The sequence below is a fragment of the Aquabacterium sp. A08 genome, assembly GCF_011742065.1.
Window position 1 is genome coordinate 1 of the sequence record NZ_JAAQQT010000508.1, and the last position, 860, is coordinate 860.

Sequence of the window (860 nt, forward strand, 5' to 3'; positions counted from 1 at the left end):
GACATCACAACTTTCAGTAATGCCAGCGAAGCTCTGAAAACTGTCGACTCTGCACTGGCTTTCATCAGCGGCGAACGGGCCAAACTCGGCGCCCTGCAAAGCCGCTTCGAGACCACAATTCAGAGCTTACAGATCACTTCTGAGAACCTGTCGGCATCGCGCAGCCGCATCCAGGATGCCGACTTTGCGGCGGAAACGGCCAACCTGTCGCGCGCCCAGATCCTGCAGCAGGCCGGCACCGCCATGGTGGCGCAGGCCAACCAGATTCCCCAGGGCGTGTTGCAGTTGCTGCAGGGTTAAGCTCAAAGGCATGACAGCGGTTAGATTCCGTTGCCATGCCCCCCAAAATCCCCCAATCGGTCCTCGTCGTCATCCACACGCCGGCGCTGGAGGTGCTGCTCATCGAGCGCGCCGACGCGCCGGGGTTCTGGCAGTCCGTCACGGGTGCCAAAGACTTTGAAGCCGAGCCCTGGGCCGCCACCGCCACCCGCGAGGTGGCCGAAGAAACCGGCATCGACGCCCACGGCCCCGGCTGCACCCTGAGCGACTGGGGGCTGGAAAACGTCTATGAAATCTACCCCCAGTGGCGGCACCGCTACGCGCCGGGCGTCACCCACAACACCGAACACCTGTTCGGCCTGCGGGTGCCCGCCGGCACCCCGGTGCGCCTGAGCCCGCGCGAGCACACCGCCCACGCCTGGCTGCCCTGGCGCGCCGCGTCCGACCGCTGCTTTTCGCCGTCCAACGCCGAGGCCATTCTGTGGCTGCCGCGCCTGTCAAACCCCGGGCTTTGATGGCATGATTTCCGCATGAACACCCTGCGCGTGGCCACCTACAACATCCACAAGGGCGTGCAGGGC

General features: G+C 65.2%; 2 protein-coding genes. Both read left to right on the forward strand.

Translation table 11 applies throughout. The features are described 5' to 3' along the window. The coding region (locus tag HA630_RS02900) for a flagellin (protein WP_256368609.1) at positions 1-300 on the forward strand (300 nt) is incomplete at its 5' end. A gap of 35 nt (positions 301-335) precedes the next feature. After that, positions 336-794 (forward strand): dihydroneopterin triphosphate diphosphatase, encoded by a 459-nt coding sequence (nudB, locus tag HA630_RS02905; RefSeq protein ID WP_166832253.1) that lies wholly within the window; start codon positions 336-338, stop codon positions 792-794. Positions 795-860 lie beyond the last annotated feature (66 nt).

Excerpts from the sequence above, each read along its gene's own strand:
- nudB (WP_166832253.1), top strand. The coding sequence starts at position 336 with ATGCCCCCCAAAATCCCCCAATCGGTCCTCGTCGTCATCCACACGCCG.